At 58.9% G+C, this 24,016-nt stretch carries 23 protein-coding genes; 7 read left to right on the top strand and 16 right to left on the bottom strand.

The genetic code is table 11. The annotated features are described in order from the left end of the window. Positions 1 to 20 precede the first annotated feature (20 nt). From C4K38_RS13620 to C4K38_RS13610, 3 genes are all read right to left on the bottom strand, one after another. The gene (locus tag C4K38_RS13620; protein WP_053278826.1) at positions 21 to 1,310 is read right to left on the bottom strand and encodes an NAD(P)/FAD-dependent oxidoreductase; all 1,290 of its coding nucleotides are present in this window, start codon (positions 1,308 to 1,310) and stop codon (positions 21 to 23) included. Then, positions 1,310 to 2,863, bottom strand: a complete 1,554-nt coding sequence (locus C4K38_RS13615) for an amino acid permease (protein ID WP_053278825.1) — start codon at positions 2,861 to 2,863, stop codon at positions 1,310 to 1,312. Before C4K38_RS13615 ends, C4K38_RS13620 begins: the two co-directional genes overlap by 1 nt. A 416-nt stretch (positions 2,864 to 3,279) precedes the next feature. Then, positions 3,280 to 5,871: an EAL domain-containing protein gene (locus C4K38_RS13610; RefSeq protein WP_231998548.1), complete on the bottom strand. Its 2,592-nt coding sequence runs from the start codon at positions 5,869 to 5,871 to the stop codon at positions 3,280 to 3,282. 412 nt (positions 5,872 to 6,283) lie between these two features. On the opposite strand from C4K38_RS13610, the gene C4K38_RS13605 reads away from it, so the two are divergent. From C4K38_RS13605 to C4K38_RS13590, 4 genes are all read left to right on the top strand, one after another. Next, positions 6,284 to 7,225 carry a LysR family transcriptional regulator gene (locus C4K38_RS13605; protein ID WP_053278823.1) on the top strand — a complete coding sequence of 314 codons (942 nt, stop codon included), beginning with the start codon at positions 6,284 to 6,286 and terminating at the stop codon, positions 7,223 to 7,225. A 133-nt stretch (positions 7,226 to 7,358) separates the two neighbouring features. Continuing rightward, complete coding sequence (locus C4K38_RS13600; protein WP_053278822.1) at positions 7,359 to 9,008, top strand: GMC family oxidoreductase; 1,650 nt, start codon at positions 7,359 to 7,361, stop codon at positions 9,006 to 9,008. Positions 9,009 to 9,024: 16 nt separating this feature from the next. Then, positions 9,025 to 10,479 carry an aldehyde dehydrogenase family protein gene (locus tag C4K38_RS13595; protein ID WP_053278821.1) on the top strand — a complete coding sequence of 485 codons (1,455 nt, stop codon included), beginning with the start codon at positions 9,025 to 9,027 and terminating at the stop codon, positions 10,477 to 10,479. 58 nt (positions 10,480 to 10,537) lie between these two features. Next, a complete protein-coding gene (locus C4K38_RS13590; RefSeq protein ID WP_053278820.1) occupies positions 10,538 to 11,533 on the top strand; it encodes an amidohydrolase family protein in 996 nt (331 codons plus the stop codon). 187 nt (positions 11,534 to 11,720) lie between these two features. Here C4K38_RS13590 and C4K38_RS13585 read toward each other — a convergent pair whose 3' ends face one another. Beyond that, on the bottom strand, positions 11,721 to 12,680 hold the full coding sequence (locus C4K38_RS13585; RefSeq protein ID WP_124345279.1) for a hypothetical protein: 960 nt from the start codon (positions 12,678 to 12,680) through the stop codon (positions 11,721 to 11,723). A gap of 522 nt (positions 12,681 to 13,202) precedes the next feature. Here C4K38_RS13585 and C4K38_RS13580 point away from each other — a divergent pair. Together C4K38_RS13580 and C4K38_RS13575 are read left to right on the top strand one after the other, a co-directional pair. Then, positions 13,203 to 13,892, top strand: a complete 690-nt coding sequence (locus C4K38_RS13580; RefSeq protein WP_053278818.1) for a hypothetical protein — start codon at positions 13,203 to 13,205, stop codon at positions 13,890 to 13,892. Between the two features lie 118 nt (positions 13,893 to 14,010). After that, positions 14,011 to 15,399 (top strand): AlbA family DNA-binding domain-containing protein, encoded by a 1,389-nt coding sequence (locus C4K38_RS13575; RefSeq protein ID WP_081001493.1) that lies wholly within the window; start codon positions 14,011 to 14,013, stop codon positions 15,397 to 15,399. A gap of 167 nt (positions 15,400 to 15,566) precedes the next feature. Here C4K38_RS13575 and C4K38_RS13570 read toward each other — a convergent pair whose 3' ends face one another. From C4K38_RS13570 to C4K38_RS13520, 11 genes are all read right to left on the bottom strand, one after another. Continuing rightward, a complete protein-coding gene (locus C4K38_RS13570) occupies positions 15,567 to 16,211 on the bottom strand; it encodes a dihydrofolate reductase family protein (protein WP_053278816.1) in 645 nt (214 codons plus the stop codon). Between the two features lie 199 nt (positions 16,212 to 16,410). Continuing rightward, positions 16,411 to 16,695, bottom strand: coding sequence for a DUF3077 domain-containing protein (locus C4K38_RS13565; RefSeq protein ID WP_053278815.1), 285 nt, complete (start codon positions 16,693 to 16,695; stop codon positions 16,411 to 16,413). A gap of 500 nt (positions 16,696 to 17,195) precedes the next feature. Next, on the bottom strand, positions 17,196 to 17,585 hold the full coding sequence (locus C4K38_RS13560) for a hypothetical protein (RefSeq protein WP_053278814.1): 390 nt from the start codon (positions 17,583 to 17,585) through the stop codon (positions 17,196 to 17,198). A gap of 170 nt (positions 17,586 to 17,755) precedes the next feature. Next, complete coding sequence (locus tag C4K38_RS13555) at positions 17,756 to 18,145, bottom strand: hypothetical protein (protein WP_124345278.1); 390 nt, start codon at positions 18,143 to 18,145, stop codon at positions 17,756 to 17,758. Then, positions 18,142 to 19,602, bottom strand: a complete 1,461-nt coding sequence (locus C4K38_RS13550) for a PAAR domain-containing protein (protein WP_053278813.1) — start codon at positions 19,600 to 19,602, stop codon at positions 18,142 to 18,144. The genes C4K38_RS13555 and C4K38_RS13550 overlap by 4 nt, the downstream gene beginning before the upstream one ends. Positions 19,603 to 19,790: 188 nt before the next feature. Next, the gene (locus tag C4K38_RS13545; RefSeq protein WP_053278812.1) at positions 19,791 to 20,030 is read right to left on the bottom strand and encodes a pyocin S6 family toxin immunity protein; all 240 of its coding nucleotides are present in this window, start codon (positions 20,028 to 20,030) and stop codon (positions 19,791 to 19,793) included. 17 nt (positions 20,031 to 20,047) lie between these two features. Beyond that, positions 20,048 to 20,290 (bottom strand): pyocin S6 family toxin immunity protein, encoded by a 243-nt coding sequence (locus tag C4K38_RS13540; protein ID WP_053278811.1) that lies wholly within the window; start codon positions 20,288 to 20,290, stop codon positions 20,048 to 20,050. Positions 20,291 to 20,399: 109 nt separating this feature from the next. Then, a complete protein-coding gene (locus tag C4K38_RS13535) occupies positions 20,400 to 20,660 on the bottom strand; it encodes a pyocin S6 family toxin immunity protein (RefSeq protein WP_053278810.1) in 261 nt (86 codons plus the stop codon). Between the two features lie 161 nt (positions 20,661 to 20,821). Continuing rightward, positions 20,822 to 21,319, bottom strand: coding sequence for an RES family NAD+ phosphorylase (locus C4K38_RS13530; RefSeq protein ID WP_053278809.1), 498 nt, complete (start codon positions 21,317 to 21,319; stop codon positions 20,822 to 20,824). Beyond that, positions 21,319 to 21,942 carry an Xre family toxin-antitoxin system antitoxin gene (gene parS / locus C4K38_RS13525; RefSeq protein WP_053279048.1) on the bottom strand — a complete coding sequence of 208 codons (624 nt, stop codon included), beginning with the start codon at positions 21,940 to 21,942 and terminating at the stop codon, positions 21,319 to 21,321. The genes C4K38_RS13530 and parS overlap by 1 nt, the downstream gene beginning before the upstream one ends. 126 nt (positions 21,943 to 22,068) lie before the next feature. Then, positions 22,069 to 22,383: a hypothetical protein gene (locus C4K38_RS13520; RefSeq protein WP_053278808.1), complete on the bottom strand. Its 315-nt coding sequence runs from the start codon at positions 22,381 to 22,383 to the stop codon at positions 22,069 to 22,071. Positions 22,384 to 22,731: 348 nt separating this feature from the next. Here C4K38_RS13520 and C4K38_RS13515 point away from each other — a divergent pair, with 348 nt between their 5' ends. After that, positions 22,732 to 23,565, top strand: coding sequence for a DeoR/GlpR family DNA-binding transcription regulator (locus C4K38_RS13515; RefSeq protein ID WP_025809273.1), 834 nt, complete (start codon positions 22,732 to 22,734; stop codon positions 23,563 to 23,565). Between the two features lie 18 nt (positions 23,566 to 23,583). On the opposite strand, the gene C4K38_RS13510 is transcribed toward C4K38_RS13515, so the two are convergent. Continuing rightward, entirely contained in the window at positions 23,584 to 23,997 is a 414-nt protein-coding gene (locus C4K38_RS13510) for a hypothetical protein (RefSeq protein WP_053278807.1), read from the bottom strand. Between the last annotated feature and the right edge of the window lie 19 nt (positions 23,998 to 24,016).

Below are 24,016 nucleotides of genomic sequence, written 5' to 3'. Positions count from 1 at the left end.
CAGCCAGGGAAAAGCGGCGGTCATTTGTTCAAACGGTGGGCATCGTAGGCGTCCAGGGCCTGATAGGCGGTGTAGGTTGCCTGCGCCGCGACCAGGCCGGCCAGGCCGAAGGTGGGCACCAGGCCAAACTTGCCGAACCCCTGGGGAATGGGGATGGCCTTGGCAATGGCATCCGCCAGCACCTCCCCCGCCACCGTGGTCGGGGCCATGCCGTGACCGCCAAACCCCACGGCATGCCACACGCCGTTGTCGTCCTGGCCGATCTGCGCCATCTGCTGGCGACCGTAGCTCATCAGCCCGCCCCAGGAATACTCAATCTCCACGTCGGCCAGTTGCGGGTAGACCGTCACCAGGTCGGCTTTGAGCAAGCCGGCGATCGCCTGCGGGCCACGGTTGAGGATGGAAATCCGCCCGCCCCAGAGGATCCGGCTGTCCGCCAGCGGGCGGTAGTAGTCGAAGGCAAAGCGGGTGTCGTAAATGGCCGACTCGCAGTTGATCGAATCCTTCAGGGCCTCGCCCAGGGGCTCGGTCGCCACCACATAGGTGGCAATCGGCAGCGTCGCCCGCTCCACCGGGCGGTACAAACCGCGGGCATAACCACCCGCGGCGAACACCACCTGCTCGGCCAGCACTTCGCCGCCCGCGGTCTTGACCAGGTACTTGCCGCCCTGCCGCTCGATCGCCAGGGCCGCGGAGTGTTCGTGGATATCGATGCCGTAGCCGGCGACAGCCGCGGCCACGCCATACACATACTTGAGCGGGTGGAAGTGAAAGGCATTGCTCTCGAACAAGGCGCCAAAGTAGCGCTCGGTCTTCAGCCTTTCCCGCAACTCGCCTGGGGGCACGTACTGCCAGTCGACGCCATAGACCTCCTGCATCAACTGGCGAGGCTTTTCCAGGCGCGCCGGGTCGTTGAACCAGTTGGCCAGCAGCACGCCCTTGTCGGTCAGGTCGCACTGGATGCCGTATTGCCGGACACGCTGGCGGATCAGCTCGACCGCGTCGATGGTCAGCCGGTAGAGCCGCCGTGCTTCCTCACGGCCCAGGGTCTTGAGCAGCTCGGCATTGCCCAGGCAGTAGCCGCCGAACACAAACCCGCCGTTGCGCCCCGAGGCGCCATGCCCCAGGGTGTGGGATTCGAGGACCACCACGTCCTTGACGCCGCGCTCGGCCAAACCAAGGGCCGTGGAAAGCCCGGCCAACCCGCCGCCCAGAATGCACACCCGGGCCTCCACCCGGCCGCCGAGCGCCGGATAAGCGGTCTTTTCAACCGTGGCTTCGTAATAACTTTCGAGAAAATCCTGACTCATCACTTGGCTCCGAGCTGGGTCATTCGCACAGGAAGACCCGCACTCTCATTCATAGCCGATTCCGGCGGCGGGCAAGTCTCGGACTTGTTGCGAATCATTGAAAAGCTCATGTCGTCGAACCTGACAAACCTGGATCCACTGATGAGCTTGTGCGCCAGCCAGATCACCAGGAACAGCACCAGACCAATATAGGTGGCGGTCATTCCGGCCCAATCGATCGAGTCGCCGAGCAGGGCTTGATAGTTCTGCCCCAGGGTGACGAACAGGCACAGGACAAAGGCGAAAATCGGCCCGAACGGAAAGAACCGCGACACATAGGGCAGATTGCCCAGGTCATGGCCCTGGCGCACATAGCCGCGACGAAACCGGTAGTGGCTGACCGCGATGCCCAGCCAGGCGATAAAACCGAGCATGCCCGAGGTGTTGAGCAACCAGTTATAGATCTGCCCCGGGCTGAAAATGAAGGTCAAGAAGCACAGGGCCGCCACCGTGGCGGTGGCCAGCAACGCCCAGCGCGGGGTGCCGGATGCGCTCAAACGGGCGAAGATCGCTGGCGCCTTGCCTTCCAGGGCCAGGCTGTAGAGCATCCGCGAGGAGGCATACATGCCGGAGTTCCCGGCGGACAGCACCGAGGTCAGGATCACCGCGTTCATCACCGCGGCCGCGCCGAGCATGTCGGCTCGCTCGAAGATCAGGGTAAAGGGGCTGACCCGGATATCGGACACCCCATTCCTCAACAGGCTGGGGTCGTTGTAGGGAATCAACAGGCCGATGATCAGGATGGTCAGCACGTAGAACAGCAGGATCCGCCAGAAGATCTGCCGCACCGCGCGCGGCACGTTTTTCCCGGGGTCCCGGGTTTCACCGGCGGCGATACCGACGAACTCAGTGCCCTGGAACGAAAACCCCACGATCATCGCCACCCCGACCAAGGCCCCCAGGCCGCCGACAATAGGCGCATCGCCAATCAACCAGAGCCTGGGGCCGGCATTTTCGCCGCCGCTGAGAATGCCGAACAGCATCAGAATGCCCACCGTGATAAACAGCAGGATAGTGATGACTTTAATCAGGGCGAACCAATATTCGGACTCACCAAACAAGCGCACCGAGGCCATATTGAGTGCGGTGATAATCAATAAAAAAACCGCACTCCAGATATACCCCGGCACATCCGGAAACCAATAAGCCATGATGATCTGCGCGGCCACCAGATCCACAGCAATGGTCACCGCCCAGGCATACCAGTAGTTCCAGCCCAGGGCGAAGCCGAAACTTTCATCGACATACTTCGAGGCATAAGTGGAAAACGAACCGGTGACCGGCATGCAGGACGCCAGTTCACCGAGGCTGGTCATCAGAAAGAACACCATGGCGCCAATGACCACAAAGGCCAGCAGCGCTCCGCCCGGCCCGGACTGGGCAATGGTCGAGCCCGAAGCAACGAACAGCCCGGTGCCGATGCTGCCGCCAATGGCGATCATGCTCAGGTGCCGGGGCGTCAGGGTTCGTTTCAACCCGCCAGTGGTTTTCTCGCTGTGAAAATCGCCGGCCATGTCGCACGCACCCGGCACTTTTGTGGAGTCTGTCATGGATCACCTTTTTATTATATTTAAGCCACCGATGAGTTAACTCACGCGGTATGGCAGTGTCCCTGGATTGTTTTCCTTCCCCACTAAAGCCCACAAAAATACCGCTGACAAATGATTTTCCAGCATCACATCAGTCGCTCAGGGAATACGCCAGCGGTTACAAGTTTTAAAAAATCGACACACTAGCAAAGTGCTATTCGCCCATAAACCATAACTAAAAATCTGTCAGGATTAGTTGGTTTTCCACGAAGAAAAATAGAAGTTTCCTACGGGCTAATAACTTGATTTAAGGAAAATACTCTTCAAATAGCCCAGCCCGTTCCTGGCGCCCGGCAGGCCTTGGTCTTTGATGGCGGTGCAGGCCCGAATCACCCCGCCGGCTAACCGTGCCAACCAACAAACCACTGCCCGAACACCCGGGCCGGCATGGGTGAGGAAAACAGCTGGCCCTGCCCCACGTCATAGCCCCGCGCCTGCAAGATGTCGCGCTGCGCGGCGTGTTCGATGCCCTCGGCGACCACCCGCAGGGACAGGCCCTTGCCGATGCCGATGACCGCCTCGCTCAAGGCGCGACAGGAGGCGTCGTGCTCCAGCTCCTCGACGAAGCTCTGGTCCAGCTTCAGCTCGCTGATCGGCAAGCGTCGCAGATAGCCCAGGCTGGAATAGCCCGCGCCAAAGTCATCGATGGCCAGGCGCACGCCCAGGGTATGCAGGTCCTGGATGGTCTGCTCGGTAGTCGGGCTGCTGCACAGGAAAACGCCCTCCGTCACCTCCACGCACAGGTCCGCCGGCTGCAGGCCGCAGCGCTGCAACTGGCGGGCGATCAGGGCCGCCAGGTTGAGGTTATGGAAGTTGATCGGCGACAGGTTGACCGAGATGGACGGCACCCGAATTCCCGATTGGCGCCAGCGCGCCAGTTGCTCGCAGGCTTCGCACAGCACCCACTGGCTGAGGTAGTTGATCAACCCGCACTCCTCGGCCAGCGCGATGAATTGCGCGGGCGGGATAGTGCCCAGGCTCGGATGCTCCCAGCGCGCCAGCGCCTCGACCCCGACCAGGCCATTGGTGTGCAAATCGATCTGCGGTTGATAGACCAGGTGCAGGCCGTCGCTGGTCAGGGCCTGGCGCAGCGCCGTCTCCAGCTGCAGGCGCTGCTGGGCGAGCTGGTCCATCTCCTCGAGGAAGAACCTGAAACCGCCGCGCTCGGTACGCTTGGCCTGGTACATGGCGATATCGGCGCAGTGCAGCAGGCTTTCCATGTCCTGGCCGTCGCTGGGGTACAGGCTGACGCCGACGCTGGCCGAAGGAATCATGGCGGTCCCGGCAATATCGGCCGGGGCGCCCAGGGTCAGCATCAGGCGTTCGAGAAAGGCCGTGACCCGGGTGGCGTTCATCCGGGGCAGCACCAGCACGAACTCGTCGCTCGACAGCCGCCCGACGATGTCCGACTCGCGCAGCACGCTGCACAGCCGTTGCGCCATGACCTGCAGCAGCTCGTCGCCCGAGGCATGCCCCAGGGCATCGTTGACCTGCTTGAAGCGGTCCAGGTCGACATACAGCACCGCCAGCTCGCCCTGCTCCAGGGCGACCTCGGCGAGGCTGCGGTTGGCCTCGGCCAGCAGGGAACTGCGGTTGGGCAAGCCGGTCAGGGCATCGGAGCAGGCCATGCGGCGGATCGACTGGCGCGCCTCCTCGCGCTCCAGGGCCAGCATGCACAAGTGGGTCCCGGTCATGATCAGGTGGGTATGGGTGGTATCGGGCTTGCGGCTCTCCCTGAAGTACAGGGCAAAGGTCGCGCAGACCCTGCCGCCGCTGTTGCGCACCGGCATCGACCAACAGGCCCGCACCCCGGCCTGCTGCGCCAGCCAGCGGTAATCGGCCCACAGCGGATCGGTGTCGATATCAGTGACCAGCACCGGCTCGCCACGAAAGGCCGCGGTGCCGCAGGAGCCGGCGGCGGGCCCGATCGGCAGCTCCTCCATGGCCCTGGAGTAGTCGGCTGGCAGGCTGGGGCTGGCCAGGTGATGCAGCAGCCCTTGCGGGTCCACGCTGAGTATCGAGACGACGACCTCCGGCGCCAGGCGCTCGATTTCCTGGCACAGCAGGGTCAACACGTTCTCCAGGGGCTGCTCTTGCAACAGGGCGCCGATGACCTTGTCCTGCAGCACTTCGGGCAGCCTGGAACGGGTGATGTCGGTGAACACTATGACGATGTTGCCGATCCGCCCCTTGGCGTCGAACACCGGCGCCGAGCAGACATGCACCCACAGCCGCTGGCCGTTGCGCTTGCTGACCAGGCCACAGGCTTCATGGGGCTGGCCACTGAGGATGCTCTCCAGGTGCAGCTCGTCGGCCTGGGCCTCCCCCGGGGTATCGGCGACGAAGAACATCTGCGGCGAGCGCTCCAGCAATTCCTCGCGGGAATACCCGAGCAAGCGCACCAGCCCGTCGTTGATGTAGATCAGCCGGCCGTCGGCGTCGACGATGCAGGTGGCCGAGCTGCTGGCGTTGACCGACATCGACAGCAAGCGCTGCTCGATATCCTTCAGCCGCGTCTGGGTCACGTCCTTGAAAAAGGCGGCATAGAGCATGCGCCCCTGCAGAGTGATTTTTGAGATTGCCATCGCGCCCCAGCGTTCTTCGCCATCCTTGCGGGTGATGCACACATCGCGGCTGGTGCCGATGATCTTGTTGACCCCGGTCTCGCCGTCGTTCCGCGAGCGGATGGGGATCGGCACCAGCGTGCCGACCTCGCCGCCCAGCACCTCGTGCCGTTGACAGCCCCAGAAGCGCTCGGCCGCCGCATTGAAGAACACCACCTGGTTGCGATCGTCGATGATCACCACGGCATCGTTGGCCTGTTCCAGGGTCTGCGCGAAAAAGTCAGCCGCCTCTTCTCCGGTCGTTGACCCGACGCTCATATCCATTGCCGCCACTGCATGCATGCCATCACGGTCATCGTCCCTGATCACGGTGAAGCGCCATCAAGAGCCCTCGAACTGGAGGGGGCCGGTCCTCGAAGCAACACCCGACACGGCTCAGCGACACTGAGAAACGCGCTTTACCCGGGCGAGCAGGACATCAGGCCATAGGCGTGGACATGGATCTTCTAGGCCATCGACCTGAAATTAGAGAATAGCCGCGAAGTGACAGGCCCACGGAAAACCGTACGAACCTCGCCAAACCTCGGCAACACCGGGTAATTCGGGCGCTGGCCCATCGGCAACAGCCGCCCCTGCCTGTTGCCCCGGCTGGCCATTTCGTCTCTGGCCATTTCGCCACTTGCGTTGTCCGATGCGCTTGGCTTCTCATGGCGCCCCTGAGCACCACGCGAACCTGCGTGGTTCTTTTCAGGTTCTTCAACCCAGGGCAACAGGAGTGGCGGTGAATAAATTCTCGGACATGAGCACCTTCGTCGCCGTCGTCGAGGCGGCCAGTTTTTCCGAAGCCGGGCGACGCCTGGGGACCACCAAGTCGCTGGTCAGCCAACGCATGCAACAGCTGGAAAAGCGCCTGGGCGTGGTGTTGCTGACCCGTGGCCGGCCGCTGAAGCTGACCGAGGCCGGCCAGCTGTTCTACGCCGATTGCACGCGCATCCTGCTGGACCTGGCGCGCGCCGAAGAGTCGGTGCAGGACCGCCAGGCCAGCCTCGGCGGCACCCTGCGCCTGGCCGCGCCGATGGCCTTCACCCCGCGCTACCTGGCGCCGCTGCTGGCGCGCTTCGCCCTGCAATACCCGCAACTGTGCGTGGACATGGAAGCCCAGGACAAGGTCGCCAACCTGCAAGATGGCCACTTCGACGTCGCCATCCGCCTGGGCAACCTCCACGATTCCTGCCTGGTGGCACGGCCGCTGACCGAGAACCGCCACCTGATCTGCGCCAGCCCCGACTACCTGGCGCGCCAGGGCACTCCCGAACACCCCGGCAACCTGCAGCAGCACGACGGGCTGATCTACTACAACCGCGAGCCCAACGGCATGTGGAGCCTGCCGCTGGACGGCGCGCAGCACTCGTTCCGGGTCCGCGTGCGGATGCGCACCGACTCCGGGCATCAGTTGCTCGAAGGCGCGCTGGCCGGCCTGGGACTGGCGATTCTGCCAACCTTCCTGGCGGCCGACGCCCTGCTCGACGGCCGGCTGGTGTCGGTGCTGGACGACTATGCGCCGTCCGGCGGGCACATCTCGGCGGTGTACCTCAAGACCCTGAAAACCCCGCCCAAGGTCCAGGCGCTGATTCAATTTCTCGGCGAGGAAATCGGTCGCCCGGCGCCCTGGGACGCGGCTTTGATCGCTCGCGGGCTGCTGGCGAGCGGCTCCAGCGCCTGACTGCGCGGGGCCCGCTGCCTGGTCAAGTAATACTGAACCAGCGGTTCACTTTAGAGTGGCTGTCGCTCAACCCGGGCGCACCTTAGCCTCATCTTCCATCTGACAGGCATTCGCCTGCTATGGGAGATGAGCGATGAGTCACCACCAACCAGAAAACCCTTCGCGCCGCAAACTGCTGGCCCAGACAGTCGCCGGCTCGGCGACCCTGGCCATCGGTTCCATGCTGGGCGCCGGCCCCGCTTTCGCGGCAGCCCCGCAAGGCGCCAACGGCAAGCGCGACGGCAGTGCCGGCAACCCGGTCGACGTCCTGATCATCGGCGGCGGTTCCGCCGGCGCGGTCCTGGCCCGGCGCCTGAGCGAACGCAGCGAGCGCCAGGTGCTGCTGCTCGAAGCCGGCCACGTCTACGGCACCCGCGACTACCCGAAAGTGATCGCCAGCAGCGACAGCGTCGGTGGCGATGCCAGCAGCGACTGGGGCTACCAGACCTTGCCCGGCTACATCGGCCATCCGATCCACGCGATTCGCGGCAAGGTGCTGGGCGGCAGCTCGGCGGTCAACGGCGCGGTGGCGATCCGCGCACGCAAGCAGGACCTGGTCAACTGGAACCTGCCTGGCTGGTCCTATGAAGAATTGCTGCCGTCGTTCAAGAAGCTGGAAAAACGCAACACCGGCAGCGCCGAACTGCATGGTCACGACGGCCCCCTGCCGGTGCACCAACTGACCCGCAATGACATCACCCCCATGCAGCAAGCCTTCGTCGACGCCACCGTCGCCAACGGCTACCGCGTGGTCGACGACTTCGACGGCCCCGACGCCAACGGTGTCGGCCCCTACCCGATGAACATCGTCGACGGCGTGCGGGTCAACACCGGCATCGCCTACCTCGACAATGCCGTGCGGGCCCGCGGCAACCTGCAGATCCGCGGCGACGTGCTGGTGGACAAGGTGCTGTTCGACGGCCGCCGCGCCACCGGCGTGCGCCTGGCCAGCGGCGAAGTCATCCATGCGGGCGAAGTCATACTGTCCGCCGGCACCTACGGCAGCGCGGCCATTCTGCTGCGCTCCGGCATCGGCCCGCGCGACCACCTGGCGTCGCTGTCTATCCCCCTGGTCGCCGCCCTGCCCGTCGGCCAACGGATCAAGGATCACCCCTTCTACTACAACGCCTATGCCGCGCGCCCCGAGCTGATCGGCAAGCAGTCCCCGGCCATCGGCGCCAAGCTCTGGACCCACAGCTCCACGGCGAAAAATGGCGACCTCGACCTGCACATCACCGCCACCCACCTGTTCCCCCACGACCAGAGCCCGACCAAGGTCGGTTTTGTCCTGGCCGTGGCCCTGACCCGCCCGCTGTCGGTGGGCAGCCTGAAACTGGCCAGCCGCGACCCGGCCCAGGCGCCGCTGATCGACCTCAACTTCCTGGCCCAGGCTGAGGACCGCGCCCGCCTGCTGGAAGGGGTGAAGCTGGCGCGCAAGATCGGCCAGACCGCGCCGCTGAAGGACCTGATCCATTCGGAACTGAACCCGGGCGCCCAGGCCAGCAGTGACCAGCAGATCGAGCAGTCGATGCTGACCACCCTCGACACCTACCACCACCCCACCTCCAGCGCCCCGATGGGCCATGCCGGCGACCCCGGCACCGTGGTCGACCTGGAAGGCCGAGTACACGGCGTGCAGGGCCTGCGGGTGGTCGACGCGTCGATCTTCCCGGACGCCATCTCGGTCGCCACCAACGTCACCACCATTGCCACCGCCGAATACATCGCGCGCCGCTACAGCTGAGCCGGAGAACACTGCCATGACTATATCCAACACCGTTGCCAAACACTGGATCGACGGCGCCTGGGTCGATTCGACCGAACACCGTGAATCCATCGACCCGGCCACCTCCAAAGTCATCGGCCACTACGCCGATGGCGGCGGCGCCGAGGCCGATGCGGCCATCGCCGCGGCCGTGCGCGCCTTCAACAGTGACTGGACCGACGACAGCGCGTTGCGCGCCCGGGTCCTCGACGAACTGGCCGTCGCCTTCGAGCGCAACAGCGAGGCGCTGGTCGAGCAACTGGCGCTGGAGAACGGCAAGATCAAGCCCGAAGCCCACTTCGAAGTCAGCATGGTGCCGTCCAAGCTGCGCTACTACGCGGCCCTGGCCCGCACCGAACGCGGCCACAGCGGCACCCCGCGCCCCGACGTACTGTCCATCGTGCTGCGCGAGCCCATGGGCGTGGCCGGCATCATCGTGCCGTGGAACTCGCCGGTGGTGCTGATGGTGCGTTCGCTGGCACCGGCCCTGGCCGCCGGCACCACAGTGGTGATCAAGATGCCGGCACAGACCGCGCAGACCAACGCCCTGATCGCCAAGGTGATGTCCGAGGCACCTTCCCTGCCGCGCGGGGTGATCAACCTGTTCACCGAGTCCGGCGGCGAAGGCTCGCGTCGCCTGATCGCCTCGCCCCAAGTGCCGGTCATCAGCTTCACCGGTTCTTCCGCCACCGGTCGCGCGATTTCCGCGGTGGGCGCGCAGTCGCTCAAGCGCTTCGGCCTGGAACTGGGCGGCAAGACCCCGCACCTGGTGTTCGACGACGCCGACCTCGACGCCGCCCTGCCGGTCCTGGAAAAAGCCCTGACCGTGTTCGCCGGGCAGTTCTGCATGACCGGCTCGCGGCTGCTGGTGCAGCGCGGCATCGCCGACCAGTTGCGCGAGCGCCTGGCGGCGCGCCTGCAAGCGGTGCGGGTCGGCCCGGCATCCGACCCGCGCAGCGACATGGGCCCCTTGATCGACAAGGCCAACGTGCAGCGGGTCGACCAGGCCGTCGAGGCGGCAATTGCGGCAGGCGCCAAGGTCATCCTCCGCGGTGGCCCGGCCACGGACGGCGAGCTGGCCAACGGCGCCTTCTACCGCCCGACCCTGCTGGAAGTCAGCGACTCGAAGCTGGACATCGTGCAGAAGGAAACCTTCGGCCCGGTGCTGACCCTGCAAGTCTTCGACAGCGAAGCCGAGGGCCTGGCCCTGGCCAACGACAGCGAATACGGCCTGGCCGCCGCCATCTGGACCCGCGACACCCAGCGCTCGCTGCGCGTCGCCCGCAAGGTGCAGGCCGGCACCGTGTGGATCAACGACTGGGCCAAGGTCTACGACGAATTCGAGGAAGGCGGCTATCGCCAGTCCGGCCTGGGCCGCCTGAACGGCGCCGCGGCGATCGACGATTTCATCGAATACAAACACATCAGCCTGTCGACTGCCGGGGCATAGGTCCAGGCCTCAGTCGACCCGCCACGTACCTGTTTATCCTTAAAGAGGTGACATCAGCATGAAAGGCAAAATCGTACTCGAGGAACACGTCAGCACCGAGCTGAACAACAGCCTGTGGGATGCTTCCGGCGAAGCCACGCGCAATGGCCGAGCCTATATGGCGGATGTGGAAAGGCGCCTGCTGGACAGCGACCAGCGCATCGCCGATATGGACCGTCATGGCATCGACCTCGCCATCCTGTCCCTCACCTCCCCCGGCGCCCAGTCGCTGCTCGATCCGCGCCAGGCCATCGCCTTCGCGCAACGCACCAACGAGCAGGTCACCGAGCAGTTCGTCTCCCGCCACCCGCAGCGCTTCAAGGCCTTCGCCACGGTGGCCCTGCAATCGCCCAGGGCGGCGGCCGATGAACTGGAACGTGCGGTAAAGGATTACGGCATGGTGGGGGCACTGATCAACGGCTACACCAACATCGGCAACGCCGATACCGCGCAGTACCTGGACGAACCGCCGGTATGGGAATTCTGGGAGCGAGTCGCGGCGCTCAACGTGCCGGTCTACCTGCACCCACGCGAACCGCTGCCAAGCCAGCGACGGATCTACGAGGGCTATCCGTCCCTGGTCGGCTCGGCCTGGGGCTTCGCCCACGAAACCGCCACCCACGCGATCCGCCTGATGCTCAGTGGCCTGTTCGACCGTTACCCCAACCTGACCCTCATCCTCGGCCACCTGGCCGAAGGCCTGCCGCTGATGCTGCCACGCCTGGAACACCGCCTGCACATGCAACGCGAAGGCGAAGGCCTGGGCAACGCCAAAAAACCGGTCAGCCACTACTTCAGCCACAACTTCTACCTGACCACCGCCGGCCACTTCCACACCAAGGGCCTGCTGGATTCCATCAGCGAAATTGGTGTCGATCGTGTGCTGTTTTCCGCGGACTATCCGTATGAAAGCATGGCGACGGCGAGTAACTGGTTTGATCAGGCGCTGATCAGTGAGAACGATAGGGAGAAAATTGGGCGGGGGAATGCGCGGAGGTTGTTTGGGTTGAAGTGACACAAAATGGGGTGCGGGTATTTGGGTGAGTGGGTGGTGCCTGGGTATCCGTGCTTTGAACCGTGGCTGCCTGGAAGCGTAAACCGAAACTAGAAGTGAGGATTCACTCCGACCTGAGCTGCCAGTACATAAGCTCCTATTCGTGGAGTTTTCTGAACCGACAGGCACCTAGATCTGTGTGCACTGATTAGGTGGGTGGTTTGTTGTAAAGGTTGAGTAGATCCGTCAACGAGTGCGACAGCACAACTTGATACCTGACGTCTAGCTTGGCTTGCCGAGCGCGTGAAACCGATGCTTTTTCCGCGATAACTCGCGATGAGTACGGAATCGCGGTGTAGAAAGATTGCATATCTAAAACGTCATTCGTGGTCAGTGCACCAGCTTCAGCTTCCAGACGAGCCGACATTTCAGCCTCAACATTTAATGTGGGTACTTCTTCGACCAGAGCTTTGACTGCTGAAGCACCGATCGACTTCAGGCGCTCGTATGAGTAACCGAGGTGATCAGCGATGCGTATGAATAACTCTTCGTGATCCATGAAGAGTTGAACGAAGTAGGCACGACGGCGTAGATCAACCCGCTCTCCTGTCAACCTCTTCCGGCGCATCTCCATTCGACCGACAAGATCCGATAAGCCTTGTTTTAGAGAGGCGTGTGCCATCTGACGTACTTCATCACTCTGTCCAGTCATATAGTCGGTATACAAATCGGCTGGAGAGATGACAGTGAGTATTCGCGAAATCCGTTGGACCTCCTCAGATTGGCTAATCAAGGAGTCCAACGACTCGAACGCCTCAAGAAAACATTCAGCAAGAAACCAATGCTCTGGTAGGTTCATTGGTGGATTGCCGAAGATCTGATGCATGACTGAGCAAATCTCCACCTGAAGCCTGCTCGCCCTGCTTCGATAAGCGAACCCTTTGCTCAATACGGCTTGTGTAGCTGCGACATGGCCTCTACTTTCAGGATCGTTCCGCTTAGACGTCTCAAGCACATGAGATGCTGAAAGGGGGAACAGTGCCCGTCCAGCCTCAACAGCGGCAAGAAGTTGGAAATACACTTCCGCCAGAGGGCCAGATCGCACAGCGCCAGAATAAACACGCGCCAACTCAATCCATTTGTTCTGATCCAGATACACGATATCCATACGATAAATCCCTAGCGCTTACATGTTCACCGGCATCTGGAAGGCCATCGGCCGCTTAGATGCGTTAGCAGGCGTGGGCTAATATCGGCTTCTGACCGAGACTGTGTCAAAACACTTTTGTGCAGATGAACCATCGAAGTCGACGTAAAAATCATGCCCCCTACGCAAAACTCAGGCCTGCTGACTAACCTGACGCTTGCAGATTTAACGTAGACGCGAGGACTTCAAAATAGCGTCTGCACTTTTACAGCCTAGACTAGAAGCGATGGACATAGGTCGCGTCACCGATGCTGCTTTCGGGTCTAGAAGGCAGCAGGGTTTTCTGTCACCCGTGTTGTATTTATCTCTTGGAATTATCGCGTTTCCCGCGACCTGTTCTAAGCTAGACAAGGACTTTCAGAAAGGTAAGGAGCATTGTACAACACGCCATCGAGACATGGCATGCCGCCTAATAGCAGTTAGCCACCTAAACTACCTACATAGCCCACCCCTCATAAGAAAATCTAAGGGAAAAGTATCAAAATGGCCTTTACCGAACCCAACTTACATTCTCGAAATCTTAAATTAATCTCAATGATGTTCATTGTGTATTGGGTATTAGGGCTCGCTCCCGCTGGCGACTCTATCCGGCTTATATTTATTAATTACGAAATCACAAATCCAGCCGCACTCCCATGGATTGCCCATACTATCCTTCTATACTTCGCTTGGCGGTTTTATCTGAGTTCGAGAAATATGATCAAGCATGGATTCATTAAAACAATTAACACCAACCTAAGCGGCAAGCACGGCTCCTTGCTCTACAGGCTACTAGAGAAGCGTGCTAGAGAAGACTATGTAAAAAACCAAAAAGATAAATTCCAGAAAGAACGAGAAGATTATGCATTAGAGCAAGGTATAAGCACTTACAACAATATTGACTTCCTCACTAACCCGCAAGAACTGAAGTACGAGTACGGGGAGTTATGTCTGACTTATCAAGCTTACTATAGGGAGCCGCGCTTGCCGGGAAATGACTTCAGAGGATACACAATAAAATACCAATGGTTTCACTGGCTATGGTTTAAGACCTGGAAGATATTTGAGTTCTTAACAAAAAAAGAAGAAACTCCTGATTATTTGATACCTTGGGTTCTTTTCTTGTGCGCACTACTTACGAGCGCCTTTAACATCTTAGAAATTACGGCCAGAAACATAAGCCTTTTAAGCTAGCACGTGCAGGACACGACCAGCATAATAACATCAACTTTTATATACCTAATCTTAAGACTAAGCAGACCGTAGATATTGGATGTAAAATTTTCAAGCACACACATAGGAGGCCAACCTAATGTTCAGCTTCTCACCATTTAATAAAAGCTTTAGTGATTTAGATGCTCCAGACCTTGCATCACTCAAGGCCGTTACTGAAGGCTGGTACGTTGAATATAAACAAGAGGTTCCTAAATCTGAATCAATAGCTAAGTCAATTGCTGCAATGGCAAATAGCTATGGCGGATGGATTTTTTATGGAATAAAAGAAGAAAGTAAAGAGAACAGCGTTGCAGGTGAATTTATTGGAATAGATAAGAGTTTGGCAGATGCGTCGCTACAAAAGATAAGGCAAGCCGTAACCAGTGCGATCAATCCAGATTGCCATTATGAAGCAAAAGCAATATTCGGCCCTTGTAGTGAGATTAGCTTAGATGGGGCGAAGTGCATCATATGCATAGCTGTTCCACAAAGCATTGAAGCACCGCATGTACATAGCAGAGGAGTCATCTACAGGCGCATAGCTGACGGTTCTGAGCCAGTGGCTGAAACCGATCGCCACATGATTGAAAAAATGTTTCAGCGTTCAACAAAAATAGTCGAGTCATTTAAAAAATGGATAAAGAGAGACCCTGAGTTTTCAAAAGGAGAGTCTGAAACACCTTACTTGAGGCTAATGATTTCACCCAATATATGGAAAATGCCCCGCAACGAATTTGGTCTAAATATTGATACGATAAAGAACGCATTGAACAAAACTGAAGGTAGGGTATCCAGTATACCGTTTGACACGTTTTATACATCCGCAACTGGCATAATTGCCAGACAATGTTCGACAAGAGACCCCACCAACGCCGGCCTCACCTGGCAATTCTATAGAGACCTCAGTAGTGAGGTGCTAATCCCATTGCACTGGACCAAAGGAAGCACGACATATTTGCTAGCTGAGTTGTATAAATATGAACAAGGTCAGAATTTTGTCCAGCTTCTTGAAAGCTCAAAAATCGAGAATACTACAGTTGTGAATCTAAGTATTCTTTATAATTTACTTATGGGGCTAGTTGAAGCTCAGAGAGAGATTTTTTCTCAGGCAGGATGGCCGCAGACCTTCTATATCAAAGCCAAACTTTTGAATGTTTGGCGCATCACCCCGTTTATCGATTGCGAATTCTACATTGAATATCTTAAGAGGCACGGAATTCCTGTTTCTTTGACCAGCGACGTAATTTCCCCTCCCGATTTTCATCCAGACACCTTTTTCTTTGTCGATAATAAAGAGGAGGCTTCTTCCGACTCTTTCCGAATGATGCTTCAGACAATTTGGTGTTTTATTCCAATAGCTGAAGCCTTCGGCATCCCGGTGACCTATCTTCTTCAAGAACAAAAGAAGCCAAGCGATATCGAGCGGGAGAAACCATCCATTTTGACGCAGCTTTCGGACACAGGGATAAGAGCGGCGAAGCTTTAGTACTGGCAAGAACGTCGAGTGATTAAAACACACCACAAGTAATCTCTCGACGAATGTCAGAATCTGTAGCCAAACTCCCACTGAGTAGAATCTCTTGTCCGTTCAATCCAAGCACCTGCTCAAGTCCAGGCCTTGGCCCACGAGGGTTCTCAGCTTTGAATAAGTTGTCAGGCGTCATTGGCTTTGCCTGCTGAATCTTCGAACCTTCCTGTGCGCACCTCACCATTACGAACGTAGCGAGCAATCAGCACCCCACCAGGCGTGCTAGTCGAGTTCACCAAAGTGAAAGCCGAAGCTTGTGCCTGATCATCGAACAAGCGCTTGCCGCGCCCCAATACGATGGGATGGATCATCAGCCGAAGCTCGTCCACCAATCCGGCGGCCAGCAGTTGGCGCACCAGTTCACCGCTGCCCTGGGTCAACAGGTTGGCGCCGTCCTGCTGTTTGAGGGCCTGTATGGCGTCGGCAAGGTTTCCTTGCAGCGCATGGCTGTTGTGCCAATCAAGGGTGTTGGGACTATGGGTGGCCACGTGCTTGGGTACGCGGTTGAACAGGTCGGCGATGGCGCTGTTGCTTGAACCGGCCTGTATGTGTGGCCAATACCCGGCGAATATGTCGTAGGTGCGCCGCCCCAACAGCAAGTCGAACGGCTGCGAGAACAGCTTCTGTATGGCCCGGCCGAAGGCTTCGTCGGCGTAGGGCACTATCCAGCCACCGAAGCGGAATTCGCCGCTGGTGTCTTCTTCAGGCCCGCCGGGCGCTTGAATGACGTTATCCAGACTCGTGAAAGCGGCAACGATGAGCTTGCGCATGGTCTTCTCCTGGTTCGTCTGCGTAAAAACTCACCGGCAGGGAGCGCCGACGATCATTGCGCCCCATCGGCTTCATTCCCTGAAAGATAGTCGAACCAGACTCCGGGAAATCGACAGTGCAATACCGGGGTAACCACCATAAAAAACGCCGTTTCCCCGCCCCCCAGAAACGACGCCCTCCCCAACATCCACCTACCTGTTAAACCTGCAACGCCTCCTCTTCCCTCAGCCCCAACCCCACATCATCAATCACCGCCTTGCCCATCTCCGCAAGAAAGTGCGCGGCCCAGGCGTAACGCTCGCCCTGCTCTTCCATTGCAGCGTCCAGGGCGAGTTTCTTGGCGTAGTACAGCAGGGTCGAAGCGTGTTCCAGGGCTTGGTGCAGAGGCACGTCGGCGTTGACGCGAAACAGGGTTTGATCGCCGTCGCCGCAAGGGCCGAAAGTGACGAAGCCGAGGGTTTTGACTGGGGTGGAGGTGCTCATAGCGCACCTCCTTTTACCCCGTTGAAACGACCACGATTTGCGGAGGCTTTGATAGCGCACATGATTGAAACTCCCATATCAAAGTGAGAGCTGCCACGTTCGTTACCAAGCGAATGGGTGGCAGCTGCGCGCAGGTTGGTAAACCGGAGATACAGGAACCCGGCAGGGACGAGCCCTCCCACGCACAGCCGCCATTGCACGAGTGTGCAGGCACAAAAGAGCGCCTGCAGTTGTGAAATGGGGCGCTGTTGCGCCTGTATCAAAATGGGTTACCAAGCCCGATCGCTGAGTTGGCAGCGACGATCAAAGGCTAGTTCCGGGCTCGATACGGAGCAACGACAAAGGCGTGGCAGTTTATGTCGAACCCATCGTCTTGGAAATATGTGTACTGCGGTAAGTCATGGAGAGCCGCGCTCTGCGCACGGTATCGAGGTTTCAGCCTATCTGCGTTCAGCCATCGCTGGTCGCAACTGGAAACACAGTCGTGCAGAGGTTCGCACTCACGGCCTGATTAACTTTATAAAAATAAACTCGATTATCAGACATACCAGAAACACTAACTGCATATTAAACATTGCAATCAGTATCCGCTTGAGCGATTCAGGAAAATTATCTACATCACCAGCATCCATTAGCCCCTTTCTAATTTGATAGCCAGAGTATGCCAAGGCGCCCGAAATCATCCCAACCATTAAAAATCGACCCCAAGCCCCCATATAAAGGTAATACCTTTGGTTATTTACTACTTTGCAATTTTTCACATACCCCAAAATCTCATCTATTCGGGTGAAGCTCAGATAGAAATACATCCCTCCAACAATTCCCCCGCCCAAAAACGTGGCTACCCCCAAAAAGGTAAGCACGTACTCCGCCGTACTTAGCTTACTCATTGCCCGACACCATAAATATTTTCTCCGAGGAGCTCTCCGAAGGCCCCTTCGCCCTTCCCTGCCAAATAGCTCCCCCGCTCCAACCACCACCAAACCACAGACAACATTGTGGCACCCACCACTTCGCCCATTTCTGTTCCACCCTGCCTGAGTCGGTTAATCCTCCACGTTCAGGGCCTGATTAACTTTAGAACAATTAGTTCAACCATAAAGCAAAACAGTAAAACCAACTGCACATTAAACAGCACGACTAGTTTCTTCTTAAAAGGCTTAGGAAAATTATTCACATCATCAGCATCCATCAACCCTTTTCTCACATGGTAATTAGGATAGGCTAATGAACCCGCAATCATCCCTACCATAGCCATGCGCCCCCACGCCCCCATATAAAGGTAAAACCTATTATTTATTACGGCCTTGCAATTTTTAACATACCCTAAAATTTCATCCATTCGCGTACACCCCCAATAAAAGAACACCCCTGAAATAATTACCCCACCTGACAGTGTTACAACACCACAAGAAGCAAGCACATACTCCACTACACCAAACTTACTCACTGCCCAGCCTCATATATGATCTCCCCAACAAGTTCCCCGAAAGACGCTCCGCTCTTACTCACCAAATAGCTACCACCACCTACCACCACCAGACCACAGATGACACCACCGACTCCGCCTGTAGGCACTGCCACTGCGGCACAGATAGTGTTTGAAGCAGTAGTCAAAGCCGAAGTAGAAAATATTCCGCCAGCAACTCCCACTGCAAAACTCCCCGTCTCAGTAAACTTCACTTTCTCACAGGCCTTTTTATTCCCCGCAGAACAAACATCTTGAACTTTCATATAAGAGGCGCCACCCCCTAAAGCGATCCCTACCCAGCCACCATACTTGAGCACCTTGGAAGCCTTCGAGACACCCTCGATATGCGTGGCGTAACCCGGTATCTGACCCACCGCGCCTGCGCGGGTCCAGTGATGGACCAAACTACGGCTTGAAATCCCCAAGGCCGTTTTCAGATCAGGGTGGTCGGGAAAGGCAATGCTCATTTTCGTGATGGTCGTCAGGTGGGTGTCCAGCCGGGCAAACAGCGTTCGCCTTTCGGCAAAGAATTGGACGCTGCGTAGATGCCCATCCCGCAGGAAGTACGTTTGATGGAGGGATTCGATTTCCTGCAAGGTCCTTTTGATACTGTCCAGATGATTGCCGGCTGCTGACGTAGCAACACCCAGGCTGGTTGAACCATAAGACAGCACCGACTCGATCTGCTGCCGGTACTGGACCATAAAGGCCGCCTCCTCGGCCGTGAGGGTGTCCAACGCGGCGCTGACCTTTTCCGCAGCGTCCATCAGCAGTGCTTCTTCACGGGTGCACTGATGGTTTTCGGGATGGCTGAGGACCACCATCTGGCCGGGTTTGGCGGTGTCCGTCAGTTGGGGGTTGAGCCGACGAAATTTCTCCAGGAGGGCCGCGTCGGGCTGACCGAAAAGCACCACTTCGAGGGCTGCACGGCTCATCGGAGACTGAACGATATAAAAGCCCGGCTCTACGCTTTGTTGTGACACCTGAGCGGGTGCTGACAGCGCCGTTTCTCTGATGGGTGCCAGTCCCTTCACCTGATCGCGCGGCACCGAATCTGCAAATTCGTTTTGCGAGTATCCCCGCCTGATCGCTTCGGCCCATTGGTGGGTATTCGCCACAACTTGCGGTACCAAGGCAGTGGGAACTGGAACCGGTGGCTGATTATCCGAGAGGACAGAAGACTGAGTGGCGACAAGACGGTTAGAACCTACAGGGCAGCCACACTGAACAGCACCCCCTTCTACCGCGATAGCCTGTTGGTTATCCAGCCATGTGTTATGGCCTTCCGCGATATAACCCACTGACTGGCACACCGGGCACCACACGGGGTCGGTGATGCGTGCAACTTTGCGGTACTCAACGATGGTCGTTGATGAACCTGCGATAACCTTCCCACCCGTCGTGGTCGGGTCCCCTTCCCTGATGACATAGGCCATGAGTACATCCTGAGTGTCTGAGAAATTCAGGCACCGACCCTATCAATGCAGAAAAGTCGTAAATATCAGAGCTTTCCCAAACCTCCGTACTAAAAGTCTCTATGAACCGCAGGGGACGAATAAGAACGATCAGAACCACCTGATTCGCTCTTCAACGGGTCGACGAGGATCACGGATGATGGGTGGTGCTACGCCACCACACCGATAAACAAATCGAGGTGATTGGGTAAGGACTCTTTGATGACTGCGGCTATCTGACTGGCCTGCTCATTGGTCAGTGGTAGCTCACCATCAGCCTCTGCGGCGAGGCTTTCCCAACCCAAGATATCCATGACCTTCTGTTCAAATTCTGGAGCAACGTCCAACTCATACTTTAATGATGTGTCGTCAAAGCTATCGGGTAAAAAGCCGGTGAGGTACAGGTGCATAGGCCGTATCCCGATTCCTAGGCAAAAACGCTAATACAGATATCCAGATCACTCGGTATGGGTTGCCCAAGCACACTCTCAATCTGCCTGACTTGCGTTGCGGTTAACGCTACAACGCCATGTCTCACGCCATCTTCGAGAGAACTCCAGCCGATCAGATCAAGCACGGCCTGATTGAATTCCGGTGCTACGTCCAGTTCAAATTGCACAAATTCATTTTCGTGACCATCGGGGAAAAAGCCTGCGATACATAAAAACATCAGGTTCTGCTGGCCTCGCTCATTCCGTCGTTGCAGAGTCGGATTTCCTGCCTTTTTGTCATCCTCACCCGCACCGTGCGGAGTGCCCTATTCATAGATTTTTCTTGAGCTATCGACTCAACGGTGACGCTGCCGTTCGTACCCCAATGAACATATCAAGGTCGTCAGGTAAGGCTTCTTTGATGGCCGTTGCTACTTGCCTGACCTGCTCCTTGGTGAGCGGCAGCTCGCCATCGGCTTCGGCCGCCAAGCTTTGCCAACCCAATATTTCCATTACGGCCTGTTCAAATTCAGATGAGACGTCCAACTCGTATTGCAATGAATCATCATTAGCTTCGTCAGGTAGAAAGCCAGTGATGCATAGGTACATAAAAACTCCTTTCCAGTAGGTCGTGTCCGCTTCCGCATTGCCCATAAAAAAGCCCCCATCAGGATGGAGGCGAGTTTGTTAGCAGTTGGCAACAGGACGTTACCCTAAATGACCACAGGCAGGTCGCAGGAAAATTCTGAATTGGATGTGCGCGTCTTCTCTCAACGCTCCGGCGGACTCAACCGTCCATCCAGCGCGAAGCGCTCCTGCAACACCAGCTCATACAACCCCGTGGCCAGCAGTGGGTTGATCAGCAGGTTCCAGCTATGGCGCGACACGCTGGAGGGGATCAGCACGAAGGGGTGCTGTTCCAGCAGGCTGGCGCCGAAGGCTTGTTGGCTGTGGCTGGGGGTACCGGGGATCAGCCAGTTGGGGTTGGGGATGTCTGCGGGGCGGACGGTGTGGACCTTTGAGGGGTCCAGCACCCGGGCCGCGGTCAGGGTGTGGGGCAGGCAGTCGAGGGCCTTGAAGCCCTTGTGCACCGCCACCTCAAGGATGGCGGTCGAGGCGTCCAGGCTGGCGTACACCACTTGCAGGCCCTTGGGGTTCCAGCGGCCGCCGCTGCCTTCGGCGCCGATGCCGCTGTTCCAGGTCGAGGCATGCCGGGCCTGGTCGAGACGCCAGAAATGCAGGGACGGGGCCAAGGGGTCGGTGAGCATCAGTAGACCCCGAACTCGAGCCGGTGCAGAAAGTCCGTCACCAGTTCATAGCCCACCGGATTGGCCAGCAGGTCGATGGGGACTTCGCCATCCAGGCCCAGGGCCGGCTGGGTCATCCAGTCTTCGGCCAGCGCCCGGGAGCCCAGCACCGCCTCGGCCTTTTCCAGCACTTGCGCGTAATGCAAGGCGCGGGCGCTCTGTTCGGGGGTCAGGGCCTGGTCCTGGTTCTTCAGCCGCCGCGCCAGTGTGCGCTCGGAGAAACCGACGATCTTCGACAGCACGTTGTAGCGCTTGAAGGCCTCGACCGACTCCACCAGCTCGATCACCGCGCCGAGGGAGAACCCCAGCTGGGTGGCCCTGAAGACCGCCATGGGGTCATCGGCGTCGGTGCCCGGCAGCAGCCCGCGCACCATGGGCGAAGGCAGCGCATAGACAGCCGCCTCTTCGCGCAGCAGGTTCGCCTTGGCCTTGGGGCTGCGCACCAACACTTTGACGTATCTTGCGTAGGCCTTGCTTTTTTTCGCCCGTTCGCCCTGGGCGGTGGGCTTGAGCACCTCGGCCTTGACCTTCTCGGGCTTGGCTGAAGGTTTCACGGTGGCGGTATTTTTGGCTGCGGCGGTCATGCTCATCTCCCTGCCTGATGACAGATGGCATTAATACTAATGCCATTTGGCAAAAGAAAGAACCGCCAGCTTACCAACGGTCGTCAGGCCCCGGTGACGCTTCGCCGGCATGCGCCACGGCGCAGCTTAGCCCTGCGCCTGCTCCAACGCCCATTCGATATCCTCGGTGGCAACCGGAGTGCCCTCCAGCCACAGGCTGTTGTCGGCCAGGCGAATGCTCAGGCAGACCGCCTCGCGATCTCCGGGGTACTTGCGCAACAGCAGCTCCACCGCCGCAGTCGATAACGAGCTGGATACCAGGTCCCACGGCCCGCCGCTCAAGTCCAGCAGCACCCGGCCATCGCGACCATCCACCACCTTCGGTGCATACACCCAATGGCTCATGCGCATTTCATGGGGCTCGACGCTGATTGTCAGGTGTTCATAACGCTTCGGGTCCATGACCATTCCTTGGTAACCGCTGGTACGCGCCATTTTGTGGGAGCGAGGCCTGTCAGCGATAGCCATCACGCGTAATGCCGGGGTACCGCGTTATCGTTCATCGCGCGCAAGCTGCGCTCCTACAGAAGCCGTACACGCAATTCTGTAGGAGCGAGGCCTGCCCGCGATAGCCGTCACGCGCAATGCCGGGGTACCGCGTCATCGTTCATCGCGCGCAAGCTGCGCTCCTACAGAAGCAAGGCACACGTATACGAGGGCGATCCGTTGTGTGCTTCTCGTCCATATCTCGCGGATTCGCTACTATGTCCGCCAGTTACCCGCCTTCTGCCCAACCACTGCGGAGCCTCAATGCCCAACCCCAAGGACATCGCCAGCGATAGCGGCGCCCCGATGATTCCCGAGCAGCGTCGCGAGCTGATTCTGCGCCAGTTGCGCAAGCACCAGGTGCTGAGCGTGCATCAGTTGATGGAGATGTTCGACTGCTCGCACATGACGGTGCGCCGCGACATTGCCCTGTTGGAGCAGGAAGGCCGGGCCTATTCGGTGACCGGCGGGGTGCGTATCGCCAGCCAGTTGCACAGCGAGCCGAGCCACCAGAGCAAGGCGGTGGTCGAGCTGCCGCAGAAGCAGGCCATGGCCCGGCTGGCGGCGCGCCTGTTGCACGCGGACATGACGGTGTACCTGGACGCCGGCACCAGCACCCTGGAGATCGTGCCGTACATCAAGGCGCTGTCGGGCATGACGGTGGTGACCAACGACTTCGGTATCGTCCAGGCGCTGATGGAGGCGCCGCAGGTGACGGTGATCCACACCGGCGGCCAGCTCGACCACGACAACCATTCCTGCGTCGGCGGGCTGGCGGTGGCGACCCTGCGTCAGGTGGTGACCGACATCGCCTTTATGTCCACCAGTTCCTGGGACCTGCGCCGCGGCATCACCACGCCGTCGGCGTTGAAGGTCGAGGTCAAGCAGGTGGCGATGCAGTCGGCGTCCCAGGTGGTGCTGGTGGCCAGCAGTTCGAAGTACGGCACCTTCAGCATGTACCGCATCGCCGGGCTGGAGCAGTTCGACGTGATCATCAGCGACGACGACCTGGCCCAGGCCGCGGCGGACGGGATTCGCAAGCAAGGGGTGGAATTGCTGCTGCCGTCCGACCTGCAAGCCAAGGCAGCGAAGGACTGACAGCCGGCCTAACGCGTCTCAGCGGTGTTTTTTTCTGAACCACAGCACGCAGGCAATATCCCGCAGGTCTTCGCTCAAGCCGTCGAGGGCCACCCGGGTGGTCCGGCGAATGCGCCGCAGCCATTCCACCACCGCGCACAGGGTGGCGAAAAAGAACAACAGCACGAACAACTGCCGCAGGCCGAAGCCCTGGTCCAGCCCCTGGGCGCGGAAGTGGTTCCACAGCCAGAGGCCGCAGGCGGCGCTCAGCACCACCAGCAGCACGCTGGCGATATTGATCCACTGGCCAAGCATGGTGGTGCGCCGGGCGCGGCGGTATTCGCGCTCGATGCGCTCCAGGGTCAGGGTGGGGATCTGTTCCCAATGCAGATCGTGCGGGCGACAAGGCGCGTCGTCCAGGCCCGACTGGTCTACGAATATCGACTTGCCCATGCTCCCCTGCTCCTTGATG

This window comes from Pseudomonas chlororaphis subsp. piscium (genome assembly GCF_003850345.1).
In the GTDB taxonomy this organism is placed as follows: Bacteria; Pseudomonadota; Gammaproteobacteria; order Pseudomonadales; family Pseudomonadaceae; genus Aquipseudomonas; species Aquipseudomonas piscium.
The sequence above is the reverse complement of the archived record's forward strand: the minus strand, read 5'-3'. Positions and strand labels throughout refer to the sequence as shown.

Coding starts and splice junctions, on each gene's coding strand:
- C4K38_RS13620 (WP_053278826.1), bottom strand. CDS start 1,310: ATGAGTCAGGATTTTCTCGAAAGTTATTACGAAGCCACGGTTGAAAAG.
- C4K38_RS13615 (WP_053278825.1), bottom strand. CDS start 2,863: ATGGCCGGCGATTTTCACAGCGAGAAAACCACTGGCGGGTTGAAACGA.
- C4K38_RS13600 (WP_053278822.1), top strand. CDS start 7,359: ATGAGTCACCACCAACCAGAAAACCCTTCGCGCCGCAAACTGCTGGCC.
- C4K38_RS13595 (WP_053278821.1), top strand. CDS start 9,025: ATGACTATATCCAACACCGTTGCCAAACACTGGATCGACGGCGCCTGG.
- C4K38_RS13590 (WP_053278820.1), top strand. CDS start 10,538: ATGAAAGGCAAAATCGTACTCGAGGAACACGTCAGCACCGAGCTGAAC.
- C4K38_RS13585 (WP_124345279.1), bottom strand. CDS start 12,680: ATGGATATCGTGTATCTGGATCAGAACAAATGGATTGAGTTGGCGCGT.
- C4K38_RS13580 (WP_053278818.1), top strand. CDS start 13,203: ATGGCCTTTACCGAACCCAACTTACATTCTCGAAATCTTAAATTAATC.
- C4K38_RS13575 (WP_081001493.1), top strand. CDS start 14,011: ATGTTCAGCTTCTCACCATTTAATAAAAGCTTTAGTGATTTAGATGCT.
- C4K38_RS13570 (WP_053278816.1), bottom strand. CDS start 16,211: ATGCGCAAGCTCATCGTTGCCGCTTTCACGAGTCTGGATAACGTCATT.
- C4K38_RS13565 (WP_053278815.1), bottom strand. CDS start 16,695: ATGAGCACCTCCACCCCAGTCAAAACCCTCGGCTTCGTCACTTTCGGC.
- C4K38_RS13560 (WP_053278814.1), bottom strand. CDS start 17,585: ATGAGTAAGCTAAGTACGGCGGAGTACGTGCTTACCTTTTTGGGGGTA.
- C4K38_RS13550 (WP_053278813.1), bottom strand. CDS start 19,602: ATGGCCTATGTCATCAGGGAAGGGGACCCGACCACGACGGGTGGGAAG.
- C4K38_RS13545 (WP_053278812.1), bottom strand. CDS start 20,030: ATGCACCTGTACCTCACCGGCTTTTTACCCGATAGCTTTGACGACACA.
- C4K38_RS13540 (WP_053278811.1), bottom strand. CDS start 20,290: ATGTTTTTATGTATCGCAGGCTTTTTCCCCGATGGTCACGAAAATGAA.
- C4K38_RS13535 (WP_053278810.1), bottom strand. CDS start 20,660: ATGTACCTATGCATCACTGGCTTTCTACCTGACGAAGCTAATGATGAT.
- C4K38_RS13530 (WP_053278809.1), bottom strand. CDS start 21,319: ATGCTCACCGACCCCTTGGCCCCGTCCCTGCATTTCTGGCGTCTCGAC.
- parS (WP_053279048.1), bottom strand. CDS start 21,942: ATGACCGCCGCAGCCAAAAATACCGCCACCGTGAAACCTTCAGCCAAG.
- C4K38_RS13520 (WP_053278808.1), bottom strand. CDS start 22,383: ATGGACCCGAAGCGTTATGAACACCTGACAATCAGCGTCGAGCCCCAT.
- C4K38_RS13515 (WP_025809273.1), top strand. CDS start 22,732: ATGCCCAACCCCAAGGACATCGCCAGCGATAGCGGCGCCCCGATGATT.
- C4K38_RS13510 (WP_053278807.1), bottom strand. CDS start 23,997: ATGGGCAAGTCGATATTCGTAGACCAGTCGGGCCTGGACGACGCGCCT.